Genomic DNA, 22164 nt, shown 5'->3' with positions numbered 1-22164 from the left:
GCAAATGTACAAGTTGTACGGACAGGTCAAAAGTCGGGCGATGCGGCCACTCTGGCTGCTCGAGGAACTGGAAGCGTCGTTCGAGTGGATCACGACGGCCCCCCGATCGCCCGAGGCCTTTGCCGTCTCCGCCTTGGGCAAGGTGCCGGTTCTGGTCACGCCTGAGGGGCCGGTCTTTGACTCGGTCGCGCAGATGACACTGCTGGCCGACCGGGCAGGGCGGTTCACCCATCCCGCCGGCAGCTATGCGCGGGGCGTGCAGGACGGTCTGACCAACTCCATCAACGAGATGCTGGACGCCGTCCTGTGGGACTATGCCAAGCATTCCTTCATCCTGCCGGAGGCGCAGCGCGTGGCGGCCGTGAAGGACAGCCTGCGTTGGCAATGGGACAGGAACGCGGCCGCGATCGCGGATCTTCTGGGCGACGGTCCGTATCTGACGGGGGCAGACCCGGTGATCCCCGATTTCCTGCTCAGCCATTGTTGCGGTTGGGCGGCTGGGCTCAGGTTCGATCTGCCGGACGGGCTGCGGGCGCATATGACCCTGATGCGATCGCGACCGGCGTTCCGCCGGGCGGTGGCCCATGACTGAAGCTCAGCTGCGCGAACAGATCTGCATGATGGCCCGGTCCCTCTATGAGCGGGGGCTGACGCATGGATCGACGGGCAACATTTCCGCCAGATGCGAGGACGGGGGGCTGCTGGTGTCGCCGACAGGCACCTCGTTCGGGCGTCTGGATCCGGCCCGCCTGGCCCGGTTCGACGCCGATGGCCGGCACGTCGGCGGCGACAAGCCGACCAAGGAGATGCCGCTGCATACGGCGTTCTACGACACGCGCGCGGCGGGCGCGGTGGTGCACCTGCATGCGTGCCATTCCGTTGCGCTGTCCCTCATCAGCGAACCGGGCGAGGATTTCCTGCCGCCCCTGACGCCCTATGCCGTGATGCAGCTGGGTCGCGTGACCCTGCTGCCGTATTTCATGCCGGGCGATCCGGCGATGGGTCAGGCGGTGCGCGGTCTGGCGGGCAAGCGCAGCGCGGTGATGCTGGCCAATCACGGGCCGGTCGTGGCGGGCAAGGACGTGGAGGCCGCCTGCAACGCCATCGAGGAGTTGGAGGCCACCGCCCAGCTGACGCTGATGACGCGAGGGTTGGGCCCGCGTGGTTTGACCGGGGAACAGGTTTCCCGGTTGGTGACGCAATTCGATGTGGAGTGGGACGGATGAAGCTATCGGCGAACCTTGGATTTCTCTGGGCTGATCGGTCCCTTCCCGATGCGATCCGCGCAGCAAAGGCGGCAGGATTCGACGCGGTCGAGATGCACTGGCCCTATGACACGCCCGTCGCCGATGTGCAGGCCGCCCTGGCCGAGACAGGGCTGCCGTGCCTTGGGTTGAATACCCGCAAGGGCGAGACGAACGGCCTTTGTGCCATACCGGGGCAGGAGGACGCGGCCCGCGCCTCCATCGATGAGGCGATCGCCTATGCCCGTGCCATCGACGCAGGGGCGGTGCATGTCATGGCCGGGTTCGCCGAAGGCCGCGACGCGGATGCCGTGTTCCGCGCGGCACTGACCCATGCCTGTGATGCCGCGCCGGACCTGACGATCCTGATTGAACCGCTCAACCGCTTCGATGCGCCGGGCTATTTCCTGACCACGACCGGTCAGGCCGCCGAGATCATCGCCGCCGTGGACCGCCCGAACCTGAAACTGATGTTCGACTGCTACCACGCTCAGATCATGGAAGGCGATCTGACGCGCCTGTTCACCGGATTGAAGGACATCGTCGGCCACGTCCAGTTCGCGGGCGTGCCTGCGCGCGGGCGACCCGATGAGGGAGAGATCGCCTTCGACCGGCTGCTGCCCGCATTGGGTTGGGACGCACCGTTCGGTGCGGAATACAAACCCGGCGGCGATACGGATGCGACGCTGGGATGGATGGCGGGCTACCGCGCGCTGTAGGCCGCGGCTGCCTTGCCGGCCCAACGCCCGGTGGCAAGGCACGCCGTCAGCAGCCAACCGCCCGTCGGCGCCTCCCAGTCCAGCATCTCGCCGGCGGCAAAGGTGCCGGGACGGTCGTGCAGCATCAGGTCGTCGTCGACCGTGTCCCACCTGAGGCCACCAGCCGTAGAGATCGCCTGATCGATGTCGCGCGGGCCTGACAGGGGCACGGGCAGATGCTTGATCAGCGGTGCAAGATCGTCCGGCAGGGGGCGGCCGAATTCCTGCAACAGGGCCACCTGAAGCGGCGTGAATCGCAGGGCACGCCGCAGGGTATTGGGCAGGCTCTGTTTTTTCTGACCCGCAAGGCGTTCGCGGATCTCCTCCACCGACAGGTCCGGCTTCAGGTCCAGCGCGAGGGGTGCGCCATCGCGCAGCGCGGGCGTCAGGGGATACAGGCCCCCGCCTTCGATCCCCGAGGCGGAGATCACCACCTCCCCCCTGTGTGCATGGCCGCCGACGATCAGGCCCGCGTTCTTGAGGGGGGTGCCGAAATGGCGGGTCATGTGGTCGGACCACCAAACAACGAAGCCCACGTTCGATGGGCGGAACGGCGTCGTCAGTTCCGGCATCCGTGCGGCCCAGGCGCCGTCCGACCCAAGCCGCCGCCAGGATGCGCCGCCCATCGCCAGGACGGTCGCATCGGGTGCGGTGCGGGTGCCATCGGCAAACATCAGGTCCGCGCCGTCCCATCCGCACCAACGTGCCCGGCGGATCAACGTCACGCCCGCCGCGTCCAGCCGTGACAACCATGCACGCAGCAGCGGCGAGGCCTTCATCGCTTCGGGGAAAACCCGTCCGGTCGACCCGACAAAGGACGGCTGATCCAGATCGTGCATCCAGTCGCGGATCGCTTTCGGTCCGAAGGCGGCGATCATGGGTTGCAGGCGGGGGCAATCATAGGGCGCGGTGACGTCCGGGTCCGTATGCGTGATGTTCAGTCCGGATTTTCCCGCCATCAGGAACTTGCGCGCGGGGCTCGGCATCTGGTCGTAGATCGTGACGCGGGCGCCCGCCATCGATGCTGCCTCGGCCGCCATCAGGCCGGCCGGCCCTGCGCCGATCACGGCGACGGTTGATTTGGGGACTGACTGATCCATCCTTCGGGCATGTCAGACAGCGAGACTCCCGACCACCCCCTTTGCGCCCTGTGCCTGCGCCCCATCCTGCCGGGCACACCGCAGAGCCTGCATCATCTCGTGCCGAAGTTGCGGGGCGGCAAGGGCGGGCCGACGGTCCTGATGCATCAGATCTGTCACAACGAGATCCACGTCACCGCCTCCGAGGCGGAGCTGGCGCGCCTCTGGAACACGCCCGAAGCGCTGCGCTCTCATCCTCGGTTGGCGAAATTCGTCAAATGGGTGTCCAAACGCCCCGCCGACTTTCATTCCCCCACGCCGCATGGGCGTCGGGGATGGCGCAATCGACGGTAGCGGGCCGCATGATCTGCGTCGGGCAGACCGCCTATTTCACGAAGGGGGCGGCGTCGCCCCAGATTGCCTGCACGCGGGCGTCGCGACCGCATCCATTGCGATAGCGTTTGTAGGCGTCGGCCTTGGTCACGAACACGCCGACCGAGGTCACGCCAAGCCGGTCGTCCGATTTGTAGTAATCCTGATGGTAGTCATCGACCGGATAGAAGACCCCCGCGTCGTAGATGGGGGTGACGATCGTCTGCCCCAACTCGGCCTCAGCGGCGGCCTTCGCGGCCTCGGCCGCGGCGCGTTGTTCCGGGCCGTCGACCCAGATGGCCGTCGTGTATTCAAGGCCACGGTCGCAGAATTGCCCCCCGGCGTCGAGCGGATCGATGGAACGGAAGAACAGGTCCATCAACCTGCGGTAGGAGACCTGGGCCGGATCGAACGGGATCTGCACCGCCTCGATATGATCGCCCGAGCGGCGGTAGACCGGGTCTTCCGTGGTGCCGCCGGTAAAGCCCGAGATGGCGTCCCCGACACCGTCGACCGATTCGAAGTCGGCTTCGACGCACCAGAAACAGCCACCCGCCACGAGGGCAGTCTGCTGCTGTGCCTGGGCCTGCGTCGTCAGGCACAGAAAGGCGGCGGCGATGGCGAATGTCTTCATGAAACGGCTCCGGTCTGATCGATGCGGAGGGGCCAATCCCTCTCGGCTTGACCGATACCTAGGACAGGACGGCGACGGGGCCAAATCACGGGACGGTGACGGATCAGCGCAGGAAGCGGAAGACGAGGGGCGCCCCGACGATGACGATCACGATACGCAGCACGTGGTGGGTGATGATATAGGCAAGGTCCGCGCCCGCCACGATGGCGAGGACGGCCATCTCGGCCTGTCCGCCGGGTGCGAAGGCGAGGATCGCCTCGAGCGGGGGGGCAAGGCCGAACCAGACGGCGATTTCGGCGAAGATGGCGGCAATGACGCCGAGGATCGCGGCGTGCCCCAGCCCTGCCGTCAGGATGCGCCGCACCTCGGCCAGTGTGATGCCGGTGTATTTGACGCCGACGACCATGCCGATGAAGAACTGCGCCGCCATGATCGCCTCGGCCGGGGGGCGGTGGGTGATGACGCCCGTGAGGCTGAGTATGGCGGCGAGGATCAGCGGCCCGAGGATCGAGGCGCCGAACATCCCCACCCGCTTGGCGATGCGCCATCCGGCGATGCCCGCGACGGCCATCAGCGCCATTTCCCACACCGGCAGCGAGGCGGCGGGTGCGCCCGGCGGGGCGGTCAGGTCGATGCCCCACCACAGCCACAGGATCAGTGGCAGGATCGTCACGATCAGCAGGATGCGCGTCGCGTGCAGCAGGGACATGGCGCGCGGATCGCCGCCCGCCTCCTCTCCGAAAAGGAGCATGTCCTGCAATCCGCCGGGCATGGCCGAATAGAAGGCGGTCGGCGCGTCAAAGCCCGCGACGCGGCGCAGGAACGGATAGCCCGCAACACCGCAGACCAGCAGGAACAGCGGCACGAGGGCCAGCGACAGGGCCATCTCGCCCATGCGCCCCATCACCGCCGGGGTGATCGCCGTGCCGACCGCGACCCCGAGGATCGTGCGCATCGTGTCGGTCAGGGGCGTCCAGGTCGCCAGTTGCATACCCAGCAGGGCCGCCACGAGGCAGGCCAGCATCGGCCCCAGCAGAAAGGGCAGGGGCAGGCCCGCGTATTGGAACACCAAGGCCCCCGCCGCACCGACGGCGAAGGTCAGGGCGATACGGGGGGCCTGGGTCAAGGGGTCAGCCCTTGATCCGCTTGTTGCGGTTGGCGACCAGCTTCAGGCGCAGGGCGTTGAGGTGGATGAACCCCTTGGCGTCGCGTTGGTCGTAGGCGCCGGCGTCCTCCTCGAAGGTGACATGCGCCTCGGAGTAGAGCGAATGGTCCGACCAGCGGGCCACGGTGCGCGCGCTGCCCTTGTAAAGCTTGAGGCGAACGGTGCCCGAGACGTGCTCCTGCGACTTGTCGATCAGCGCCTGCAGCATCTCGCGTTCGGGGCTGAACCAGAAGCCGTTGTAGATCAGCTCCGCGTAGCGGGGCATGATGCTGTCCTTGAGGTGACCTGCACCGGCGTCCAGCGTGATCTGTTCGATGCCGCGGTGCGCCTCAAGCAGGAGGGTGCCGCCGGGTGTCTCGTAGATGCCGCGAGACTTCATGCCGACGAAGCGGTTTTCGACCAGGTCGAGGATGCCGCAGCCGTGCTTGCCGCCCAGCTCGTTCAGCTTGGTCAGGATCTCGGCGGGGGTCATGTCGACGCCGTTGATGGCGACCGGGTCACCTGCCTTGAAGGTGATCTCGACCATCTCGGGGGTGTCGGGGGCATCCTCGGGACGGGTGGTGCGTTGCAGGACGTAATCAGGCGCTTCCTCGGCCGGATCCTCCAGCACCTTGCCTTCGGAGGAGGTGTGCAGAAGGTTCGCATCGACCGAGAAGGGCGCTTCGCCGCGCTTGTCCTTGGCGACGGGGATCTGGTGCTGTTCGGCGAATTCGATCAGCTTCGTGCGGGAGGTCAGATCCCACAGGCGCCAGGGCGCGATGACCTTGATGTCGGGGTTCAGGGCATAGGCGGCCAGTTCGAACCGGACCTGGTCATTGCCCTTGCCGGTCGCGCCATGGGCCACGGCATCGGCACCTTCGGCGGCGGCGATTTCCACGAGGCGCTTGGAAATCAGGGGCCGCGCGATCGAGGTGCCCAGAAGGTAGAGGCCTTCGTACAGGGCATTTGCGCGGAACATCGGGAAGACGAAGTCGCGGACGAATTCCTCGCGCAGATCCTCGATATGGATCGAGGCGGCGCCCATCATCTCGGCCTTCTTGCGGGCGGGCTCCAACTCCTCGCCCTGGCCGAGGTCGGCGGTGAAGGTCACGACTTCGCAGCCGTATTCCGTCTGAAGCCACTTGAGGATGATCGAGGTGTCCAGGCCGCCGGAATAGGCGAGCACGACTTTCTTGGGCGCGTCCATCTTGTCTCTCCGAATGTTTGCCCGTGGGCGTAGGCGCATTCGCAGGAGGCCGCAAGGTGGGACGCCCCCGTTGCGGGGCGCCCCGGTCGTGTCAACGCATGCCGTCCGGGTCTTCGCGCTCCAGCTCGGGGGCGTTCTCGAGCATGCCTTCGGGCATCGTCACGCCTAGGAAATACTCGTCCGGGTCATCGTCCTCGCGCACGCCGCGCAGGGCAGACCATTTCAGGGCGACTTCGCGTTCTCCGATGCCGAGGAACCCGCCGACGTCCACGACGACGGCCTGCAATGTGCCGTCAACGCCGATGATCAGGTCGCCGATCTCGCCGATGTCGTCCCACTCGGCGACGGTGCCGCCGGGCAGTTGGACCATGGGGTCGATGTCGTCTTCGGTCGCGTGAACGCGCGTGCCGATCAATGTGGTGGCCATGTAGGTCTCACCGTATTCCAGCGATACGTCGGCCAGCGGGCTGTCGCTGTGCGCATCGGCAAGGGCCGCATGGGGCAGGGCCATGGCGGCCATGAGCAAGGTCGTGCGAAGCATGTCGTCTCCAATGGTTGCAGGTTGGCTGCATTATTCAACGCGGCCGGGGGCACTATTGTTCCATACTTCCGGCGGGCGCGTTGACGAGGCGGGGCCCGGCGCTTACCTCCGGGGGCGGAACCTTCGGAGGCGGCGATGCTGGGCTGGAAGCTTTTTGTCAGGGCTCTGACCCTGCTGCTGGATAATCTTGGCGATGCGCTGCGCGTGTCGGCCCTGCCGTATGGGGCGGTGATCGTCCTTTCGGTGTGGGTGGCCGGGGCCTATCCGTCGACGCTGGATCCGCAATCGGTGACCGATGGCATGACACTGTCGGGCGGGGCTGCGGGGGCGACCCTGCTGACGGTTGTGCTGAACCTCGTCGTGTCCCTCTGGGTGGCTGTCGCATGGCACCGCTACGTCCTGTTGTCGGAACGGCCCGCCGGTTGGGTCCCGCCTGTCAACGGGGGCGCGATGCTGGGGTATCTCGGGCGTTCCCTGCTGATCGGCCTGCTGGTCGGGGTCGCCATCGTCGGCATATCGATCCCGCTGGGCTTCCTGACGCTGGCCCTGCCCGGGGGGACCCTGCTTGTCGGGGCCGTCTCGCTGTTCATCGGAATGATCGTTTTCTACCGGCTGGCCGTGGTCCTGCCAGCCGGGGCAATCGGCAGGAAGATGACCTTGGGCGAGGGGATGGAAGCCACCAAGGGCCACACCGAAACGGTGCTCGTCCTTGCGCTGCTGACGGTCGGGTTTTCACTGCTGCTGCAGGTGCCGGCGATGCTCGACGGGACCGTCGGAATGATCAGCATCGTCTATCAGGGCGTCGTCGGGTGGATCGGCCTGATGCTGGGTGTGTCGACCTTGACCGCGCTCTATGGCCACGTGGTCGAGGGGCGTCCCGTTGAGTGATATCGTCGCCGCTGCCGAGGTCGCGACCGTCGCCATGCGCGACGTCTTTCCCGAGACCCCGCTTCTGCGCAACGACTATCTGTCGGACCGCTATGGCGCTGATATCTGGCTCAAGCGCGAGGATCTGACGCCGGTCCGATCCTACAAGTTGCGCGGGGCCTTCAACGCCATGCGCAAGCTGGGCGGCGGGCGCGTGGCCTGTGCCTCGGCGGGCAACCATGCGCAGGGCGTCGCCTGGATGTGCCGTCACCTAGGCGTGGACGGCGTGATCTTCATGCCGGTGACCACGCCGGGGCAGAAGGTCGACAAGACGCGCCTGTTCGGCGGGGACCGGGTCGAAATCCGCCTTGTCGGGGATTTCTTCGATGACACGCTGAAGGCCGCGCAGACGTGGTGCACGGAGGCGGGGGCGACGTTCCTGTCCCCCTTCGACGATGCGGACGTGATCGAGGGGCAGGCGTCGGTCGCCGTCGAGATGTGCGCGCAGATGGGGGACCTGCCCGACATGGTGGTCCTGCCTGTCGGCGGTGGCGGTCTGTCGGCGGGGATGCTGTCATATCTCAGGGCGCGGGGAACGGTGCCGGAAATGCGCTTCGTCGAGCCGATGGGCGGGGCCAGCCTTGCTGCGGCCCTTGCGGCAGGCAAACCGGTGACACTCGACCGTCTCGACACCTTCGTGGACGGTGCAGCCGTGGCGCGCATCGGGGCGCGTCCCTTCGACATCCTGCGGCAGGTTCCGCCACAGCATGTGCTGCGCGTGCCCGAAAACCGGGTCTGCATCACGATACAGGAATTGCTGAATACCGAAGGGATCGTACTGGAACCGGCGGGGGCGCTGTCGGTCGATGCCCTGCGCGACCTCGGCCCAGAGATCGCCGGTCGGCGGGTTGTCTGCGTGACCACCGGCGGCAATTTCGATTTCGAACGGCTGCCCGACGTCAAGGAACGGGCCATGCGCTATGCGGGGACGAAGAAGTATTTCGTCCTGCGCATGCCGCAGCGTCCCGGCGCGCTGCGCGATTTTCTGGAAATCCTCGGACCGGACGATGATATTGCCCGGTTCGAGTATCTCAAGAAATCCACACGCAATTTCGGAACGGTCCTGATCGGGATCGAAACCGCAAGCCCGGATGCCTTTGCCGTGCTGGAGGACAAGATGCAGGCGCGCGGATTTGCCTGGCGCGATCTGACCGAGGATCCGATGCTGGGCGAATTGGTGATCTAGGCGGCCGACGCAGGATCCTCGCACGAAGGGGCGATCGGTGGGGCCAAGCCAAGCTGCTGCATGGAAACATTCAACGTGTCTTGCAGGTCGCGGGCGATGCTCTGGGCCTGTTCGGACAATCTGACCGCAGAGTCGGCTTGATCCGCCAATGCCGTGAACCCGATGTTGAGCGCGCTGCTGCGCAGGAAGTGGACAGCCTGCCCAAGTTCGGCTTCGGACAGGCCGGCACCGATGCGGGCGATCACCTCCTCCGCCTCGGCCGCGAAGATGCCGAGAACGAGCGACAGATCGTCTTCTCCGATCTCCTGTCTCAATTCCTCGATGCGCGCTGTATCCATCATGTCTTCAGCTTGCCACGGCAGTTCTGAATGGATCGTAAACGGCGGTGGTCGCAACAGCCGCAATTCGGCCCTTCATGACTTGTTAACGGGGCCACCCCCATATCGGCGGCACTTGTCTTTCCGGTAGGATCCATGGCCGCACACCTCGACCCGCTGCCTGCGCCCACGATCAAGGCGCAGGAAATCTGCGTTCTGATCGTGGATGACAGCGCGGCGCAGCGGCAGCTGCTGTCTGCGGTGCTGACGCGTTGGGGTCTGCGGGTCATGACCGCCGCGACTGCCGAAGAGGCGCTGATGCTTTGCGACAGCGACGCGGGCTCGCAGATCCGCATCGTCATCAGCGACTGGCAGATGCCCGGCATGGACGGGCCGGAGTTCTGTCGTGCCTTTCGCAGTCTGCGGGGGGACAATTTCGCCTATTTCATCCTGCTGACTTCGCGTACGGACATCGGGGCCAAGACATTGGGCCTCGAGGCGGGCGCGGACGACTTCGTGACGCGGCCTGTCGACATGTCCGAACTGCGCGCGCGCATCAAGACGGGGCGGCGCATCCTGCACATGAACGAGGTTCTGGTGCATCGCAATCACGAGGTGCAGACAACCCTCGCCGAGTTGCAATCGCTGCAGGAAGCGACGAATCGCGACCTTGCCGAGGCGCGCAATCTGCAACGCGCCTTCCTGCCTCCGCGGCGCCACCGCGCGGGCGGCAGCGACATATCCCTGCGGTTGCTGACGTGCGAACAGATCGGCGGCGATCTTGTCGGATACTTCAGGGTATCGGACGATGAAATCGCGCTCTATTCCATCGATGTGTCCGGGCATGGCATTGCATCGGCCCTTCTGACGGGGCGGTTGGCGGAACAGTTTTCCGACCGGATCCCCGGACGCAACATCGCCTTTCCTGCCTGCGGGGGCGATGCGCTCTCGCCGGAAAAGGTGATGGAACGTCTCAACGACGACATGCTGCGCGAGTTCACGAGCGACATCTATTTCACCGCCGTCCTGGCCTATGTGAACCTGTCTACCGGGGCCGTTCGCTTCTGCCAGGCGGGGCATCCGCATCCCATCGTCTGCCGCGCGAATGACGGGGTGGAGCGTATCGGACAGGGGGGGCCGCCCGTTGGCCTGCTCCCGGATGCGCAGTTCGAGGTGGCTACGACGCATCTGTCCGAAGGGGATGTCCTGCTGGCCTATTCCGACGGGTTGACGGAATGCATGAACACATGGGGCGACATGCTGGAGGAGGAGGGCTTGATGAACCTTGTCGCGCAAGGCGATACGGACCCGGAAAGCGCCGCCGACCGCATCGAGATCGGTCTGGCGGAGCACACGGGCATCCAGGGTTTCGAGGATGATATCTCGATGATCCTGCTGCGCTTTGCGCCCGCCGTCCCGGCGCAGATCCGTGCCGCATAGGGCAGCGGCGGGCTAGGAGGGTGCGCGGCCCTTCCGCGGTCGCTGACCGTTTTGCGCAAGTGTCAGCGCCCGCGCAAGGACCGGTCGATCATGCCGATTGGACAGATTCGCCAATGCCTCCTGCGGCGACAGCCACAGGGCGGTGTGCCCGAATTCCTGTGCCGGCCCCGTGTGCAGGCCGGCTTTCGCGAGGTAGAAAACGCACAGCTTTTCCGCATGAAACCCGTATTCGGCCATCCAGACGAACCGGCGATAGGCCCCGATCCGGTGCGAAACGCGGCAGGTGTATCCGGTTTCTTCGAGAATCTCGCGATGCAGCGCGGGGATCGGGGCCTCGCCCGGATCGATGCCGCCGCCCGGCAGCTGAACCTCGGAATGGGTCTCAAGCTGTTGCCGTGTCAGCAAAACCTGTCCGCCTCGCAGGATGACGGCATAGGCGCCCGGCCGCAGGCGATAGGACGTTTCGGGCAGGGGAGGGGTACCAACGCGCGGGATCATCGGGGCCTCCGGGCCAAGGGTAGGGGTTGGAGGACGGGACAGCCCCGCCTATATGCCTGCCTCATATGCCAAACCGGTACGCTGCCGGAAAGCAGGGAAATCCCGCCATGACCGATGCCACGACCCTTCTGTGGGACGATACAGTTCTGCCCTTTCAACTTGATGCCGCCGACATCCGGGGGCGTGTCGCGCGCCTCGATGGTGTGTTGGAGCAGGTCCTGTCGCAACACGACTATCCACCCGCGATCGAAGCGCTGGTGGCCGAGATGTGCCTGCTGACCGCGCTGATTGGCCAGACGATCGACCTTCGGTGGAAGTTGTCGTTGCAGGTGCGCGGCGACGGACCTGCGCGTCTGATCGCGACCGATTACTACGGTCCCACCAAGGAAGGCGCGCCCGCGCGGATCCGCGGCTATGCCAGTTTCGACGCCGATCGCCTGCAACAAGAGGTATCGGAAGGGGCGGAGCCGTTCGGTCTGATCGGCAAGGGGTATTTTGCCCTGCTGATCGATCAGGGCCAGGGAACGACGCCCTATCAAGGCATCACGCCGATTGCCGGTGGCAGCCTGTCGTCCTGTGCCGAGACCTATTTCGCCCAGTCCGAGCAGCTGCCGACACGATTTGCGCTGGCCTACGGCCGGTCGTCGACGCCCGGCGGTCCCGAGGCGTGGCGTGCCGGTGGCGTGATGCTGCAACATATGCCCAAGGCTTCGCCCTTCGCGAAGGAAGGGGCCACGGGTGAAAGCGGCCTGCTGACGGCCTCGGACGTTCTGGATGGGGATGACGGCGAGAACTGGCGCCGGGCCAACCTGCTGCTGGACACCACCGAGGAGCTGGAGCTGATCGGGCCAAGCGTGGCGCCGACCGAACTGCTCGTGCGTCTGTTCCACGAAGAGGGTCCGCGGGTGTTCGAGCCGCAGCCGGTCCGGTTCGGGTGTTCGTGTTCCGCCGACAAGGTGCGGCAATCGCTGTCGATCTATTCGGCACGCGACATCGGGCACATGACCACGGACGAGGGCACCGTGACCGCCGATTGCCAGTTCTGCGGCGCGCATTACACCTTCGACCCGGCCACCCTTGGTTTCGAGGCGGAAAAGAGCGGCGATGACGCCTGACCTGCTTGCGGCGGCGCTGGAGATTTCCGGCGCCGCCTCTTCGGATTTCGATCTGAACCCGGATGTGGTTCTGCCGCGCGGGCGCATCCTGCGGGACGCCGCGGTTCTGGTCCCTTTCGTCGAGACGGATTCCGGTCTGCGCCTGTTGTTGACCAAGCGGTCATCCCGCCTGCGCCATCACCCCGGCCAGATCGCCTTTCCCGGCGGCAAGCTGGAAGAGGGGGAAACCGCCGAACAGGCCGCCCTGCGCGAAGCGCGCGAGGAGGTCGGCCTGCCGGAACACCGGACGCGCATCCTGGGCCAGCTTCCCAGTCATGAGACGGTCACGGGGTTCACCGTGACGCCCGTGCTGGCCGTCCTGCCGCCTTTCGATGCGGTGCCCGAAGCGGGAGAGGTCGAAGAGGTGTTTACCGTGCCGGCCGATCACGTCCTGTCGCCGTCCCATTTCGCGATCGAACGGCGGCGGTGGCGTGGGCAATGGCGCAGCTACTATGCGGTGCCTTACGGACCCTATTACATCTGGGGCGCGACGGCGCGTATCCTGCGCGGATTGGCGGGACGAACGGGGCAGGACGGTGCAGGTAACGGGTGAATGGCTGACCGCCGCGACCACGCAGGCGGTCATGGCGATGTTGTCGGGTGGCGGGTATCGCGCCCTGGCCGTCGGCGGCTGTGTGCGCAATGCGATGCTGGGCGCGTCCGTGGCGGACATCGACATCGCGACGGATGCCACCCCCGATGAGGTAATCGCCTTGTCCAAGGCCGCCGGGTTGAAACCGGTGCCGACCGGTATCGACCACGGCACCGTGACCGTCATCGCGGACGGCATTCCGCACGAGGTGACCACCTTTCGCCGTGACGTGACCACCGACGGGCGCCATGCGACCGTGGCGTTTTCGCGTGATGTGGCCGAGGATGCGGCACGCCGCGACTTCACGATGAACGCGCTTTACGCCGATGCGGGGGGACAGGTCGTCGACCCCTTGAACGGTCTGCCCGATCTGATCGCGCGGCATGTCCGCTTCATCGGACTGCCAGAGGCACGGATTGCCGAGGATTACCTGCGCATCCTGCGCTTCTTCCGGTTTACGGCCTGGTATGGCGACCCGGGTTTGGGCCTTGATGCCGAGGGCCTTGCGGCCTGCGCGGCACAGGCGGACGGGTTGGACCGGATCAGCGCGGAACGCATCGGACAGGAGATGCGCAAGCTGCTGTCTGCCCCGGACCCGGCACCCGCCGTTGCCGCGATGGCACAGGCCGGGGTGCTGGCGCGCGTGTTGCCGGGGGCGCAGACGGATGGCCTGGCGCCCTTGGTCGCGGCCACCGGGGGGGACTGGATCGCGCGCCTCGCGACGCTTGGGGGGGATGCCTCGGGTTGGCGTCTGTCGAAGGCCGAGGCGCGCGCGTTGCAGGATCTGTCGCAGGCCGCGCGCGGGGGCGAGGGACCGTTCGCCTTGGGCGATATGCTGAGCGATCGGGGCACGGATGCCGTTCAGGTCCGCGCCGCGCTTATAGGGCAAGCGGCCGACCCCGCGGCGATCAGACAGGCGCAGGCCGGGGCGGCGGCGCAGTTTCCCCTGCAGGCGGCGGATCTCATGCCGGATCTGTCCGGTCCGGCCCTCGGGGCGGCGCTGCGTCGGGCGCGCCTTGCGTGGCGCAGCAGTGGCGGCACGCTCGGGTTTGCAGAGCTGCGCCAGATCGCACTGAGCTGAGGTGCGCGGGGCTGTGCCGCCGCGCCGCACACCGCCCTTGCCTTGGCCCGTTGCAGCCGCCACCAAGTCGCGATGATCGATCCCCTTTATCTGTTCGTGTTCGCCGGGCTGTTCACGCCCGGACCGAATGTCATCCTGTTGACCGCGTCGGGCGCACGCTTCGGTTTTCGGCCGACATTGCCGCATGTGCTGGGCGTTGCGATCGGGGTGGGGGTCACGTCGGCCCTGACGGCGGTGGGGATCGGGGCGCTGCTGCTGGCGATCCCGGCGCTCAAGCTTGCGTTGCAGGTGCTGGCGGTCGCGTGGATCCTGTGGATGGCGTGGAAGCTGCTGCGCAGCAGGGGCGCGCAGGCCGACGGGCGCGACCGACCATTCACCTTTGTCGAGGCGGTGTTGTTCCAGTGGGTGAACCCCAAGATCTGGATCGTCGCGCTGGCGGCCGCATCGGGCTATGCCAGTGGTCTGCCTGCCCATCTGGAGGCGCTTCGCATCGCAAGTGCGTTCAGCGGCATCAACCTGTTCGTCTGCCTGTTCTGGACATTCGCGGGAACCTTGCTGGCCTATCTGCTGACCACACCATTGGCGTGGCGCATCTTCACGACCGTGATGGCGTTGGCACTGGCTGCATCCGGGATGATGGTTTTTCTGGCCTGACAGGTTATATGCCGAGGGTAGAGCAAAGGCCCCCTCATGTTCAGAACATTTGAGAATCTGGTCGATCCCTATGCGGATCACCCGGAGGACGACACCCCCCCGTCGCGGCTGTGGCCGTTTCTGGTCGAGTATTCGCGCCCCTTCGCCAAGGTCTTCGCCTTTGCCGGCGTGATGTCGCTGATCACCGCAGCGGTGGAAATCTGGCTGATTTCCTACATGGGACGACTGGTCGATATCCTTTCCAACGCGGAGCCGACGGCGTTCCTGGCCGACAATGGTGTCGAACTGCTGATCGTGGCGGTGTTCATCCTGATGGTGCGGCCCGCGTTGCAGGCCTTGGATGTGCTGCTTCTGAACAATGCGATCCTGCCGAATTACGGCACCCTGATGCGGTGGCGTGCCCACAAGCATGTTCTGCGACAATCCGTCGGCTGGTTCGAGAACGACTTCGCGGGCCGCATCGCCAACCGCATCATGCAGGCCCCGCCCGCGGCGGGCGAGGCCGTGTTTCAGGTGTTCGACGCGATCACCTTCGCGCTGGCCTATCTGGTCGGCGCAGGGATCCTGCTGTTCGGGGCCGATCCGCGCCTGTTGATCCCGCTTGCGGTCTGGGTGGTGCTCTATGGCTGTCTGGTAGGCTGGACGGTCAAGCGTGTCGGCCCCGCCTCCAAGGCCAGCAGCGACGCGCGGTCGATGACCACGGGCCGGGTGGTCGACGCCTATACGAACATCCATTCCGTCAAACTGTTCGCGCACGAGGGGCGGGAACTGGCCTATGCCCGCGACGCGATCGAGACGACGCGCCGGACCTTTGCCGCCGAGATGCGCATCTTCACGCTGATGGACATCGCGCTGGTGGTGCTGAACGGGTTGCTGATCGTCGGTGTCGTCGGCTGGGGCATCATGCTGTGGGTGAACGGTACGGCATCCGTCGGGGTTGTCGCCGCCGCGACCGCGCTTGTCCTGCGGTTGAATGCGATGACCGGTTGGATCATGTGGGCGCTGACGTCCTTCTTCCGCTCGCTCGGCGTGGTGGAGGAAGGAATGGAAACCATCGCCCAGCCCATCCACCTGCGCGATTTGGAAAATGCCGCGCCGCTGGCCCTGACCGACGGGGCGATCCTGTTCGACGGCGTGACGCATCATTACGGCGGCACCAAGGGGGGCGTGACGGACCTTACGGTGCGCGTTGCGCCGGGCGAAAAGGTCGGCGTCATCGGGCGATCCGGGGCCGGAAAATCCACCTTGGTCAAACTGCTGCTGCGGTTCTACGACCCTGAACAGGGCCGGATCGAGATCGACGGACAGGACGTGCGCGACGTCACACAGGCCTCTCTGCGTCATGCCATCGGGATGGTTCAGCAGGAATCGTCCCTGTTGCACCGGTCCGTGGCCGAAAACATACGCTATGGCCGGGCCGACGCCACCGATGAGGAGGTTCATGCCGCCGCCCGCAAGGCGCAGGCCCATGATTTCGTGATGGCACTGGAAGACCCCGAGGGCCGGGGTGGATACGACGCACAGGTCGGGGAACGGGGCGTCAAGCTGTCGGGTGGACAGCGACAGCGCATCGCCCTTGCCCGCGTGATCCTCAAGGACGCGCCACTTCTGGTTCTGGACGAGGCAACATCTGCCCTCGATTCCGAGGTCGAAGCCGCCATCCAGGACACGCTCTACGGCATGATGGAGGGCAAGACCGTCATCGCCATCGCCCACCGCCTGTCCACGATCGCGGCGATGGACCGGATTCTTGTGGTGGACGAGGGCCGCGTGATCGAAGAGGGGACGCATGACGCCCTGTTGGCGCGCGGGGGCCTTTATGCGGCGTTCTGGGCGCGTCAATCGGGTGGCTTCATCAACACGGAGGCGGCTGAATGATCCTTGCGCGTCTGGCGAACCTGATCCGGCCCTTCGAGCCGGCGGACCGTGCGCCTCCGAACACCTTGCTGGCCTTCATGCGCTGGTGCCTCGATGGCAGTTGGCCCGTTCTCTGGCTGGCGTTCGCAGTCAGCGCAGCGGCGGGCGTCTGCGAAGTGATCACCGCCTTCCTTCTGGGCGCCGTGGTCGACAGCGTGCTGGGCGACGCCGAAGGGTATCTGGCGGCGAATGCCCTGCTGCTTGCGGGGTTCGTGGCGTTCTACATCGTGCTGCGCCCGCTGATCTTCGGCGGGTCGGCGGCCTTCAACGGCATCTCGGTGCAGCCGTCGGTCTATCCGCTCGTGCAATCGCGCCTGCACCGTTGGACGCTGGGCCAGGCGGTGACGTTCTTCGACAACGATTTCGCCGGACGCATTGCCACCAAGCAGATGCAGACGGCACGGGCAATGACCTCCGTCACCAGTGAAACGATCAACGTGATCGCCTTTGCGGCGTCGTCCCTCGTCGGGTCCGCTGTGCTGCTGCTTGCCATAGACTGGCGCATCGCGCTTGCACTGACGGTATGGATGCTGGGCTATGTTGCCCTGATCCGGGGCTTCATGCCGCATATCCGCAAGCGGTCCAAGGCGCGGGCGGCCGCGCGGGCGATGGTCACGGGACAGGTCGTCGACACGATCACCAACATCAAGACCGTCAAGCTGTTCGGTCATGCCGATCACGAGGATCGCGCGGCGCTGGATGCGATGTCCAACTTCCGCGAACGGGCGATCGACTTCGGCTATGTCTCGACCACGTTCCGGTTCGCCTTGATGGCGGTCGCGGGCCTGTTGCCCGTCCTTCTGATCGGCGGTGGGATCCTCTTGTGGCAGGCGGGACAGGCGACGCCGGGCTCGATCGCCACGGCGGGGGCCATTTCCATCCGCATCGCGCAGATGACCGGCTGGGTCAGCTTTACCCTGATGTCGATGTATGCCGACGTCGGCGAGATCGAGGACGGGATGAACACCCTGACCGCGCGATGGACCCTGACCGATGCGCCGGATGCGCAGGAGGTTGCGCGGGCAGAGGGGCGCCTCGGGATCGAAGGCGTGACCTTCACCTACGGGCGGAACGAAGGCGGCATCCGCGACATGGACCTGACTTTGGCAGCGGGCGAGAAACTGGGCGTGGTCGGTGCGTCCGGCGCGGGGAAATCGACGCTCGTGGCGCTGTTGCTGCGGCTCTACGATCCCGAGAAGGGGCGCATAACGCTGGACGGCCGCGACATCCGCGACCTGACGCAGGACAGCCTGCGCCGCCAGATCGGCATGGTCACGCAGGAGACGGCGATGTTCAACCGCTCCGCCCGCGACAACATCCTGTACGGTCGCCCCGACGCCACGCAGGCGGAGGTCGAGGACGCCGCCCGGCGGGCCGAGGCGCACGAGTTCATAACCGGCCTTCGCGATCACAAGGGCAACACGGGATACGAAGCGTTCCTGGGCGAGCGGGGCGTCAAGCTGTCCGGTGGTCAGCGACAGCGCATCGCCCTTGCGCGGGCGATCCTCAAGGATGCGCCGGTTCTGGTGCTGGACGAGGCGACGAGCGCGCTGGACTCGGAGGTCGAGGCCGCGATCCAGCTGGCACTGGAACGCGTGATGGAGGGCAAGACCGTCATCGCCATCGCCCACCGCCTGTCGACCATCGCCCGCATGGACCGCATCATCGTGATGGAGGACGGCGCCATCGTCGAGCAGGGGACACATGCCGACCTGCTGGCCATGCGCGGCACCTACGCGCGCTATTGGGACCGGCAATCGGGCGGGTTCATCGGGGTGGACGAGGTGGCGGCGGAATGACCGAAGAGGCAACATCCCACGTGATCGAACGGTTGGGCATTCACGGCGATGGCGTGGCCCCCGGTCCCCTGTTCGTGCCCCGCACCCTGCCCGGTGAGGTCGTCACCGGCGCGGTGCAGGGTGACAGGCTGCCGGAGCCGAAGATCGTCACCCCGAGCGTCGACAGGGTGGCCGCACCCTGTCCGCATTACCGGCGCTGTGGCAGTTGCGCGGTGCAACATGCCTCCGGCAGCTTCGTGGCCGACTGGAAGGTCGGGATCGTGCGCGAGACGCTGACCCGTGCGGGACTGGATGTCGCAATCGCGGGGATCGAGACCTCGCCGCCGCACAGCCGACGTCGCGCCGCCCTGTCGGGGCACAAGACCAAGAAGGGCGCGGTCGTCGGTTTCCACCTGCGCGGATCGTCGGATGTCGTGGGGGTGCCCGATTGCAAGGTCCTGCATCCGGATCTTGTCGCCGTCCTGCCCGCGCTGGAAGAGGTGACACGCCTCGCGGCGACGCGGGGCAGCGATGTGACCCTGCACGTCACCCAAGGGCCCGCAGGCATCGACCTTGCGATCGAGGGTGCGCGAGATTTCGACCGGCAGGCCATGGTGGCCATTGCGCCGTTCGGTGCGACCTTTGCCCGGATCACGTGGAACGGCGAAGCGGCCTTGCAGCAGACGCCGCCGTGGCAGGCGATGGGCCGCGCCCGCGTGGTGCCGCCGCCCGCCGCGTTCCTGCAGGCCACCGCGCAGGGCGAGGCGGCGCTGGTCGACCATGTGCACACGACGCTTGCCGGGACGCACCGGGTCGTCGACCTGTTTGCAGGCTGCGGGACCTTTACCTTTCCGGTGGCCGAGGACGTGCCGGTCCATGCGGTCGAGGGCGAGCGTCCCCTGATCGCCGCGTTGCAGGACGGTGCGCGGACGGCCATGGGCCTGAAGGCGGTGACCGCCGAGGTGCGCGATCTGTTCCGCAACCCGCTGCTGGTGCAGGATCTGGCCCGCTTCGACGCGGCCGTGATCGACCCGCCCCGCGCCGGGGCGCAGGCACAGGTGGCCGAATTGGCGCGCTCTGCCCTGTCGCGGATCGCCTTCGTCAGTTGCAATCCCGTTACCTTCGCGCGCGACGCGGCCTTGCTGACCGGGGCCGGGTGGCGCATGGGACCGGTGACCGTGGTCGATCAGTTCCGCTGGTCGCCACACATCGAACTCGTCACATCCTTCGAGAGATCATGACCCGCGCCAAGCTTGCCGCCTTTCTTGCCCGCCCTGCCGTGTCGAACGTCATCATCGGCGTCATCCTGATCAACGCCATCGTCTTGGGGCTGGAAACCGTCCCACCGGTCATGGCGCGGTTCGGCCCCCTTCTGACGGCGCTCGACAGCGCCTGTCTTGCCGTTTTCGTGGTCGAATTGGTGTTGAAGATGATCGCGCAGGGACGGCGGTTCTGGACGCAAGGCTGGAACCTGTTCGATTTCGTGATCGTGGGCATTGCCCTCGTGCCGAATGCCGGACCGTTCAGCGTCCTGCGCGCGCTGCGCATCCTGCGGGTCTTGCGGATCGTATCGGTGTTCCCACGCCTACGGCGCGTGGTCGAAGGGTTCGTGACCGCCCTGCCGGGAATGGGCAGCGTCTTTCTGCTGATGGGGATCATCTTCTACATCGCTGCCGTGATGGCCACGAAACTGTTCGGACAGGCCTTTCCCGAATGGTTCGGGGATCTCGGCTCCTCCGCGTATTCGCTGTTCCAGATCATGACGCTGGAATCCTGGTCGATGGGCATCGTGCGCCCGGTGATGGAGGTCTTCCCCTTTGCCTGGGCATTCTTCGTGCCCTTCATCATGGTCACGACCTTTGCCGTCGTGAACCTGCTGGTGGGTCTGATCGTGAACAGCATGCAGGATGCGCATGCCGAGGAATCGAACGCCGCAACGGATGCCTACCGTGACGAGGTCATGGATCGGTTGAAGGCGATCGAGGCAAGGTTGTCCGACAAGCCGCGTAGCTGAGTGCCCGGGGCAGGGCGCCGGGGCGCTGCCCCGGACCCCGGAGTATTTCTACCAGGAAGAAGGATGGTCGCGGGGCGTCAGAGGGGGCGCCCCTTGCGGTCGGGGCGAATGCGGCGGGGCAGGAACTTGCCCGTCGTCCAGGAGATCAGCTTGATGTCCATCCAGAACGTCCGATTGCGTTGATAGAGCAGGTCGAGCGCGGCCTTTCGCGGGATGCAGATGCGGGTGTAGGTGGCTTCGGTCGCCTCGGGCGTGGTGCAGGCCGAAAGGATGCGTTCCTCGTGCGGGGCGTAGATCAGGCTGGCGAGGCCGGTGACGCCGGGGCGGGACTGCAGGACCTGATCGTAGATTTCGGGATACATTTCGACGTAGCGGCGCAGGGGGGGGCGCGGTCCCACGAAGCTGACGTCGCCGCGCAGGATGTTCCAGAGCTGCGGCAATTCATCCAGACGACGTTTGCGCAGCGCCGCCCCCAAGGGCGTGATGCGGTCGACCTTGTCGGCGCCGGTGACGCCGGTGTCGTTCGGATCGGGCGCCATCGTGCGGAACTTCCAAAGGGTGAACCCCTGCGTCGGGGTCTTCATCCGTTCCGAACCATAGAAGATCGGGCCGTCCTTCTGACGCCAGACCTTCCACGTCACGACGATGATGACCGGCGCGAGGAACATCATCAGGTAGATGGAAAAGAGGATGTCGAACAGGCGCTTGCCGGGTGTCATGCGCAGGCCTCCTGCCATTCGGCGACCATGCCTTCCGCGGTTTCGGCACCTGACGGCAGAGGCAGCCGCGTGTTCAGGGGCGCGGTGTCGAGGCGCACTTCGGCAATGGCGTCGGGCGGGGCGGCAACCGGTGTCCAGGCCCGCTGTGCTGCGCGCAGCAGGTCCGCCATTTCGACGGGATGCCGTGTCCCGACATTGAGGATGGGGGGCAGGTCATCGCGCCCGGCAAGACCGTTCAGGACATGGGCAAGGCTGCGCGGCCCGATATAGCTGCGCCGGGGGGATCTGCCATCGGGCCAGACATGCAGGTCAGGCTTGCGGTCGGCTGACAGGTTGCCAAGCAGGGCGTCGGCGCCCGCGACGTTGCCTAGCCGCAGGATCGTCACCCGTGGTCCTGTCGGATGCGCGTCGGCCCAGTCCTTCGCGGCAGCCTCCATCGCGGCTTTGGCGACGCCGTAGGGGGCGGCTGGTGTGGCTCGTCGGTCTGCGGTCAGCAGGCCCTCGGCCCGCCCATAGATCGCGGCGGAGGACATCAGCAGGACATGGCCCACGCCTGCCGCCTGCGCCGCGTCCAAGGCGTCGATCGCCACCTTCGTATTGTCGGCCAGGGCGGCCGCATCGCCTTTTGTCACCCCGGCGAGACAGATGACCGCGTCGCAGCCTGCCATGCGGGACAGATCGCTGCCACGGTCGAGCCACGTCACGGCGGGGTCCAGGAAAGGGCGCAGAAGGGTCGCGACACGGCCCGTTCCCCCCGTGAGGGCAAGGCGGGGGCCCGCCCCGTGGGTGTCTGCAGGTTCGGGGCGTGCCATCAGGTCGGTATCCGCTGGTTGGGGACGTCGGGTGCAGCGGGGGTAGCCCTGCCTGCGTTGCAGAATCAAGACAGTGCGGATGCCATCTGGGGCAGA

24 protein-coding genes are annotated in these 22164 nt (G+C 66.3%); 15 read left to right on the top strand and 9 right to left on the bottom strand.

What is annotated here, in order from left to right; genetic code table 11:
• The first annotated feature begins 4 nt into the window (after positions 1 to 4).
• Genes V6N07_RS08515 through V6N07_RS08505 form a run of 3 tightly spaced genes read left to right on the top strand, consistent with a single transcriptional unit; the run spans position 5 to position 1963 of the window.
• Positions 5 to 592, top strand: coding sequence for a glutathione S-transferase family protein (locus tag V6N07_RS08515; RefSeq protein WP_371155617.1), 588 nt, complete (start codon positions 5 to 7; stop codon positions 590 to 592).
• Positions 585 to 1226 (top strand): aldolase, encoded by a 642-nt coding sequence (locus V6N07_RS08510; protein ID WP_371155616.1) that lies wholly within the window; start codon positions 585 to 587, stop codon positions 1224 to 1226. Before V6N07_RS08515 ends, V6N07_RS08510 begins: the two co-directional genes overlap by 8 nt.
• The gene (locus V6N07_RS08505; RefSeq protein WP_371155615.1) at positions 1223 to 1963 is read left to right on the top strand and encodes a hydroxypyruvate isomerase family protein; all 741 of its coding nucleotides are present in this window, start codon (positions 1223 to 1225) and stop codon (positions 1961 to 1963) included. The genes V6N07_RS08510 and V6N07_RS08505 overlap by 4 nt, the downstream gene beginning before the upstream one ends.
• Here the strand turns inward: V6N07_RS08505 and V6N07_RS08500 are convergent.
• The gene (locus tag V6N07_RS08500; RefSeq protein WP_371155613.1) at positions 1948 to 3102 is read right to left on the bottom strand and encodes a TIGR03862 family flavoprotein; all 1155 of its coding nucleotides are present in this window, start codon (positions 3100 to 3102) and stop codon (positions 1948 to 1950) included. The genes V6N07_RS08505 and V6N07_RS08500 overlap by 16 nt on opposite strands.
• A gap of 9 nt (positions 3103 to 3111) precedes the next feature.
• Here V6N07_RS08500 and V6N07_RS08495 point away from each other — a divergent pair, with 9 nt between their 5' ends.
• The gene (locus V6N07_RS08495) at positions 3112 to 3435 is read left to right on the top strand and encodes an HNH endonuclease (RefSeq protein WP_371155611.1); all 324 of its coding nucleotides are present in this window, start codon (positions 3112 to 3114) and stop codon (positions 3433 to 3435) included.
• 31 nt (positions 3436 to 3466) lie between these two features.
• On the opposite strand, the gene msrA is transcribed toward V6N07_RS08495, so the two are convergent.
• From msrA to V6N07_RS08475, 4 genes are all read right to left on the bottom strand, one after another.
• Positions 3467 to 4087 carry a peptide-methionine (S)-S-oxide reductase MsrA gene (gene msrA, locus V6N07_RS08490; RefSeq protein ID WP_371155610.1) on the bottom strand — a complete coding sequence of 207 codons (621 nt, stop codon included), beginning with the start codon at positions 4085 to 4087 and terminating at the stop codon, positions 3467 to 3469.
• A 103-nt stretch (positions 4088 to 4190) separates the two neighbouring features.
• Positions 4191 to 5213 carry an AbrB family transcriptional regulator gene (locus V6N07_RS08485; protein ID WP_371155608.1) on the bottom strand — a complete coding sequence of 341 codons (1023 nt, stop codon included), beginning with the start codon at positions 5211 to 5213 and terminating at the stop codon, positions 4191 to 4193.
• 4 nt (positions 5214 to 5217) lie between these two features.
• The gene (locus tag V6N07_RS08480; protein WP_371155607.1) at positions 5218 to 6438 is read right to left on the bottom strand and encodes an argininosuccinate synthase; all 1221 of its coding nucleotides are present in this window, start codon (positions 6436 to 6438) and stop codon (positions 5218 to 5220) included.
• A 91-nt stretch (positions 6439 to 6529) separates the two neighbouring features.
• Positions 6530 to 6979, bottom strand: a complete 450-nt coding sequence (locus V6N07_RS08475) for a PRC-barrel domain-containing protein (protein WP_371155605.1) — start codon at positions 6977 to 6979, stop codon at positions 6530 to 6532.
• 135 nt (positions 6980 to 7114) lie between these two features.
• Between V6N07_RS08475 and V6N07_RS08470 the strand changes: the two genes are divergently transcribed.
• Positions 7115 to 7867, top strand: a complete 753-nt coding sequence (locus V6N07_RS08470) for a hypothetical protein (RefSeq protein WP_371155604.1) — start codon at positions 7115 to 7117, stop codon at positions 7865 to 7867.
• Complete coding sequence (gene ilvA / locus V6N07_RS08465; RefSeq protein WP_371155602.1) at positions 7860 to 9092, top strand: threonine ammonia-lyase IlvA; 1233 nt, start codon at positions 7860 to 7862, stop codon at positions 9090 to 9092. Before V6N07_RS08470 ends, ilvA begins: the two co-directional genes overlap by 8 nt.
• On the opposite strand, the gene V6N07_RS08460 is transcribed toward ilvA, so the two are convergent.
• The gene (locus V6N07_RS08460; RefSeq protein ID WP_371155601.1) at positions 9089 to 9433 is read right to left on the bottom strand and encodes an Hpt domain-containing protein; all 345 of its coding nucleotides are present in this window, start codon (positions 9431 to 9433) and stop codon (positions 9089 to 9091) included. The two genes, ilvA and V6N07_RS08460, sit on opposite strands and share 4 nt — an antisense overlap.
• A gap of 132 nt (positions 9434 to 9565) precedes the next feature.
• On the opposite strand from V6N07_RS08460, the gene V6N07_RS08455 reads away from it, so the two are divergent.
• Positions 9566 to 10849 carry a PP2C family protein-serine/threonine phosphatase gene (locus V6N07_RS08455; RefSeq protein WP_371155599.1) on the top strand — a complete coding sequence of 428 codons (1284 nt, stop codon included), beginning with the start codon at positions 9566 to 9568 and terminating at the stop codon, positions 10847 to 10849.
• 12 nt (positions 10850 to 10861) lie between these two features.
• Here V6N07_RS08455 and V6N07_RS08450 read toward each other — a convergent pair whose 3' ends face one another.
• The gene (locus V6N07_RS08450) at positions 10862 to 11347 is read right to left on the bottom strand and encodes an NUDIX domain-containing protein (RefSeq protein WP_371155598.1); all 486 of its coding nucleotides are present in this window, start codon (positions 11345 to 11347) and stop codon (positions 10862 to 10864) included.
• A 107-nt stretch (positions 11348 to 11454) separates the two neighbouring features.
• On the opposite strand from V6N07_RS08450, the gene V6N07_RS08445 reads away from it, so the two are divergent.
• The 8 genes from V6N07_RS08445 (at position 11455) to V6N07_RS08410 (ending at position 20537) form a co-directional block, all read left to right on the top strand.
• The gene (locus V6N07_RS08445; RefSeq protein WP_371155597.1) at positions 11455 to 12462 is read left to right on the top strand and encodes an Hsp33 family molecular chaperone HslO; all 1008 of its coding nucleotides are present in this window, start codon (positions 11455 to 11457) and stop codon (positions 12460 to 12462) included.
• Positions 12452 to 13054 carry a CoA pyrophosphatase gene (locus tag V6N07_RS08440; protein ID WP_371155595.1) on the top strand — a complete coding sequence of 201 codons (603 nt, stop codon included), beginning with the start codon at positions 12452 to 12454 and terminating at the stop codon, positions 13052 to 13054. Before V6N07_RS08445 ends, V6N07_RS08440 begins: the two co-directional genes overlap by 11 nt.
• Positions 13038 to 14174 (top strand): CCA tRNA nucleotidyltransferase, encoded by a 1137-nt coding sequence (locus tag V6N07_RS08435; protein ID WP_371155594.1) that lies wholly within the window; start codon positions 13038 to 13040, stop codon positions 14172 to 14174. The genes V6N07_RS08440 and V6N07_RS08435 overlap by 17 nt, the downstream gene beginning before the upstream one ends.
• 72 nt (positions 14175 to 14246) lie before the next feature.
• Entirely contained in the window at positions 14247 to 14828 is a 582-nt protein-coding gene (locus V6N07_RS08430; RefSeq protein WP_371155593.1) for a LysE family translocator, read from the top strand.
• Positions 14829 to 14864: 36 nt separating this feature from the next.
• The gene (locus V6N07_RS08425) at positions 14865 to 16706 is read left to right on the top strand and encodes an ABC transporter ATP-binding protein (protein ID WP_371155591.1); all 1842 of its coding nucleotides are present in this window, start codon (positions 14865 to 14867) and stop codon (positions 16704 to 16706) included.
• Complete coding sequence (locus V6N07_RS08420; protein ID WP_371155589.1) at positions 16703 to 18544, top strand: ABC transporter ATP-binding protein; 1842 nt, start codon at positions 16703 to 16705, stop codon at positions 18542 to 18544. The genes V6N07_RS08425 and V6N07_RS08420 overlap by 4 nt, the downstream gene beginning before the upstream one ends.
• Complete coding sequence (locus V6N07_RS08415; protein ID WP_371155587.1) at positions 18541 to 19764, top strand: class I SAM-dependent RNA methyltransferase; 1224 nt, start codon at positions 18541 to 18543, stop codon at positions 19762 to 19764. Before V6N07_RS08420 ends, V6N07_RS08415 begins: the two co-directional genes overlap by 4 nt.
• Positions 19761 to 20537, top strand: a complete 777-nt coding sequence (locus V6N07_RS08410) for an ion transporter (RefSeq protein ID WP_371155586.1) — start codon at positions 19761 to 19763, stop codon at positions 20535 to 20537. The genes V6N07_RS08415 and V6N07_RS08410 overlap by 4 nt, the downstream gene beginning before the upstream one ends.
• Before the next feature lie 77 nt (positions 20538 to 20614).
• Here the strand turns inward: V6N07_RS08410 and V6N07_RS08405 are convergent, their stop codons facing one another.
• Both V6N07_RS08405 and V6N07_RS08400 read right to left on the bottom strand, forming a co-directional pair.
• Positions 20615 to 21256, bottom strand: coding sequence for a sugar transferase (locus V6N07_RS08405; protein WP_371155585.1), 642 nt, complete (start codon positions 21254 to 21256; stop codon positions 20615 to 20617).
• Positions 21253 to 22068: an NAD-dependent epimerase/dehydratase family protein gene (locus tag V6N07_RS08400; protein ID WP_371155583.1), complete on the bottom strand. Its 816-nt coding sequence runs from the start codon at positions 22066 to 22068 to the stop codon at positions 21253 to 21255. The genes V6N07_RS08405 and V6N07_RS08400 overlap by 4 nt, the downstream gene beginning before the upstream one ends.
• Positions 22069 to 22164 lie beyond the last annotated feature (96 nt).

Origin of the sequence: Jannaschia sp. 2305UL9-9, from assembly GCF_041403465.1 — a bacterium.
Classification (GTDB): Bacteria; Pseudomonadota; Alphaproteobacteria; order Rhodobacterales; family Rhodobacteraceae; genus Jannaschia.
Note: the sequence above shows the minus strand (reverse complement) of the source record. Positions and strands in the feature narration are given on the sequence as shown.